The sequence below is a fragment of the Pseudomonas sp. NPDC087614 genome (assembly GCF_044743485.1).
Lineage (GTDB): Bacteria > Pseudomonadota > Gammaproteobacteria > Pseudomonadales > Pseudomonadaceae > Aquipseudomonas > Aquipseudomonas baetica_A.
On the sequence record NZ_JBIUWN010000154.1, the window covers coordinates 1 to 3,725 of the forward strand.

The 3,725-nt window shown below is 59.8% G+C and carries 4 protein-coding genes and 1 pseudogene; all 5 read right to left on the reverse strand.

Features of this window, described 5'->3' with window-relative positions; genetic code table 11:
- Window positions 1-136, reverse strand: a pseudogene (locus ACIOWA_RS27555) (cytochrome C oxidase Cbb3); the annotation flags it as partial.
- A gap of 480 nt (window positions 137-616) precedes the next feature.
- Window positions 617-1,570 (reverse strand): cytochrome-c oxidase, cbb3-type subunit III, encoded by a 954-nt coding sequence (gene ccoP, locus ACIOWA_RS27560; protein WP_401162887.1) that lies wholly within the window; start codon window positions 1,568-1,570, stop codon window positions 617-619.
- Window positions 1,567-1,764, reverse strand: coding sequence for a cbb3-type cytochrome oxidase subunit 3 (locus ACIOWA_RS27565; protein WP_401162888.1), 198 nt, complete (start codon window positions 1,762-1,764; stop codon window positions 1,567-1,569). Before ACIOWA_RS27565 ends, ccoP begins: the two co-directional genes overlap by 4 nt.
- 3 nt (window positions 1,765-1,767) lie before the next feature.
- On the reverse strand, window positions 1,768-2,376 hold the full coding sequence (gene ccoO / locus ACIOWA_RS27570) for a cytochrome-c oxidase, cbb3-type subunit II (RefSeq protein WP_401162889.1): 609 nt from the start codon (window positions 2,374-2,376) through the stop codon (window positions 1,768-1,770).
- Window positions 2,376-3,725: cytochrome-c oxidase, cbb3-type subunit I (gene ccoN / locus ACIOWA_RS27575; RefSeq protein WP_401162890.1), on the reverse strand; the 1,350-nt coding region annotated here is incomplete at its 5' end. The genes ccoN and ccoO, both read right to left, overlap by 1 nt.

Genomic DNA, 3,725 nt, shown 5'->3' on the forward strand with positions numbered 1-3,725 from the left:
TCATTTCCGGCCATACGAGTTGCGTTGCGATGAAGACACCGAGGCCCATGCGTTGGATCCTACAGACCACCGTCATGATGGCGAACTGGCGGACTACCTTATAGTTATAAGCAGTCGGACTGATTGCTGTGCTCATTCTAAGGTTCCACGGTTTAGGTGTTTTATTAGGATTAAAATCGGCCGCAAGTATGCAGAGAGCAAGGGGTCATTGCAACGCGCCATGACCTGGGTCAATGCTTTCCAACGCTGATTCTGCGGCCTTTCCATACGCCGCGTAAGGACAAAATTGGCCTCGGACAAAATGTCGCAGCAGACAAAAAAAGCGAGGGGTTCAGATCACTTGTAACGAGGTGTGTTAAAACTGCCGGTTAGGCTGATGAACGGCAATCGGCGCGACAGCCGGTATCTACCGGCCTTTGCGGCGCGTTTGTCAGCCGATTCATCGAACACATCGCTCAGGTCGACCTGGAACCAGCACGGGCCAGTCCGCATCGAGCAAGCGTAGACCCGAATCAGGGGAACCGAAAGGAGAGGGTATCAAGGGGTGCGACAATGCGTCGCAAAGGGGCGGGAAACTGCCGCACTGAGAAACGTGCGGCAGCGGTGTAGTCAATAACTACTGCTTATTGTCTTCAGTAATAAGTTTTTCTGTATTCAATTTGTGGCTGAGGCTGTACACATAAGCAGCCAGTAATTGCACTTTATCGTTACCCAGCAGCTCATTCTGCGCTGGCATATGACCTTGGCGACCATGGCGGATGGTCTGTTCGAGCTGGGTCAGGCTGGTGCCATAGATAAATCCGGCCGGGTGCGTCAGATTCGGCGCCCCCATGGCTTCAGTGCCGTGGCCGGTTGCCCCATGGCAGGCGACGCAAGTGGTGCTGAACGTTTGCTGTCCGGCTTGCAGGTCGGCCTTGCTGTCGGCGGGCAAAGGCAGGCCGGCCAGATCGTGGCGCACATACGCGGCAACGTTTTTCACACCCGCTTCACCGAGCACTTCGCCCCAGGCCGGCATCGCCGCCATCCGCCCACCCATGATGGTGGTCTTGATGGTGTCGGCGTCGCCGCCCCAGCGCCAGTCGCTGTCGGCCAGGTTGGGGAAGCCGAACGCGCCTTTGGCATCCGAGCCGTGGCAGACCGAGCAGTTGGAGGCGAACAGACGGCCACCCATTTTCAGCGCCTGTGGGTCTTTTGCCACTTCTTCCAGCGGCATGGCGGCGAACCTGGCGAAGATCGGTCCGAACCTGGCGTCAGCCTTGCTCATTTCCTTTTCCCACTCGTGCACGCCGGTCCAGCCGTCCTCGTAACCGGGCAGGATGCCTTTCCAGTTACCCAGGCCCGGATACAGGATCAGATAGCCCACGGAAAACACCAGCGTGCCGGCGAACAGCATGAACCACCACTGCGGCAGCGGGTTGTCGTACTCCTCGATGCCGACGAAGCTGTGGCCCATGGTCTGGTCGACGCTGCCCTTGGTCTCGCCCCGACGAGTGCCGATCAGCAGCCAGGTCAGGCCGATCAGGCTGCCGATGGTCAGTACGCAGATCCACGTACTCCAGAAGGTGGTCATGACCGGGTACTCCTTGGTTCAGATGCGGGGGTAGTGTCGGGTTGCGGCTCGTCGGCGAACGGCAGCAGACGTGCTTCGGCAAACTCCGGGGTGCGCTTGCGATTGAAAACCCACAAGGTCAGGCCGACGAAGGCGACGAACACCACGACCGTGCCGAGGCCACGTATGAGGCCTGTGCTCATTTCAATGACCATGGCTCACCTCTTGCTCTTGATTGCAGTGCCGAGCACTTGCAGGTAGGAGACGAGGGCGTCCATCTCGGTCTTGCCCTTGAGGCTGGCCACCGCGCCGCTGATATCGTCGTCGGTGTACGGCACGCCGAGGGTGCGCAGGGTCTTGAGCTTGGTTTCGGTGTGGCTGCTGTCGACCGCTTGCGTGACCAGCCACGGGTAAGCCGGCATTTTCGACTCAGGCACTACGTTGCGCGGGTTGTACAAGTGCGCGCGGTGCCAGTCATCCGAGTAACGCGCGCCGACCCGGGCCAGATCCGGACCGGTGCGTTTCGAGCCCCACAGGAACGGGTGATCCCACACGCTCTCACCGGCTACCGAGTAGTGCCCGTAGCGTTCGGTTTCGGCGCGGAACGGGCGGATCATCTGCGAGTGGCAACCGACACAACCGTTGGCGATATAGATATCGCGGCCTTCCAGTTCCAGCGCCGAACGTGGCTTCATGCCCTCGACCGGCTTGTTGGTCACGTCCTGGAAAAACAGCGGAACGATTTGGGTCAGGCCACCGACGCTGACGGCGATGACCATGAAGAAGGCCAGCAGGCCAATATTCTTCTCGACAGCTTCATGCTTCATCAGTGAGCTCCAACGACAGCGATCTGGGCGGCGGCTTCGGCTTCAGCCGGGTTCGAGGCGCGCACGGTGCGCCAGACGTTGTAAGCCATCAGGAACATGCCGCTGGCGAAGAATGCACCGCCCAGGGCACGGACGATGTAGCCAGGGTGGCTGGCTTGCAGCGCTTCAACGAACGAGTAGGTGAGGGTGCCGTCGTCGTTGATTGCCCGCCACATCAGGCCTTGAGTGATGCCGTTGACCCACATCGACGCGATGTACAGCACGGTACCAATGGTTGCGAGCCAGAAGTGCGCGTTGATCAGGCCGACACTGTGCATCTGCGCACGGCCGAACAGTTTCGGGATCATGTGGTAGATCGCACCGATCGAGATCATGGCCACCCAGCCCAGAGCGCCGGCGTGTACGTGGCCGATGGTCCAGTCGGTGTAGTGGGAGAGCGCGTTGACGGTCTTGATCGCCATCATCGGCCCTTCGAAGGTCGACATGCCGTAGAACGCCAGCGATACCACGAGGAAGCGCAGGATCGGGTCGGTGCGCAATTTATGCCAGGCGCCCGACAGAGTCATCATGCCGTTGATCATGCCGCCCCAGCTCGGTGCCAGCAGGATGATCGACATTGCCATGCCCAGCGACTGTGCCCAATCCGGCAGTGCGGTGTAGTGCAGGTGGTGCGGGCCGGCCCAGATGTACAGGGTGATCAGTGCCCAGAAGTGCACGATCGACAGGCGATAGGAGTAGATCGGACGTTCGGCCTGTTTAGGCACGAAGTAGTACATCATCCCCAGGAAGCCAGTGGTCAGGAAGAAACCCACGGCGTTGTGGCCGTACCACCACTGGATCATCGCGTCGGTCGCGCCGGAGTAGGCCGAGTAGGACTTGAAGAAGCTGACCGGCAGCGAGGCGTGGTTGACGATGTGCAGCATCGCGGTGACGACGATGAAGGCGCCGTAGAACCAGTTACCGACGTAGATGTGCTTGGTTTTGCGCTTGGTGATGGTGCCGAAGAACACCAGACCGTAGGTGACCCAGACAATGGCCAGGAGAATAGCCAGCGGCCATTCCAATTCCGCGTATTCCTTGGTGGTGGTGTAACCCAGCGGCAAGGTAATGATCGCGCCGACGATCACCGCTTGCCAGCCCCAGAAGGTGAAGGCGGCGAGGCTGTCGGAAATCAGTCGCGTCTGGCAGGTTCGCTGCACGACATAGTAGGAAGTGGCAAACAGTGCACATCCACCGAAGGCAAAAATCACCAGGTTTGTGTGCAACGGGCGCAGGCGTCCAAAGCTCGTCCACGGCAGACCGAAGTTCAATTCCGGCCAGACCTGTTGCGAGGCGATGAAGACACCGAG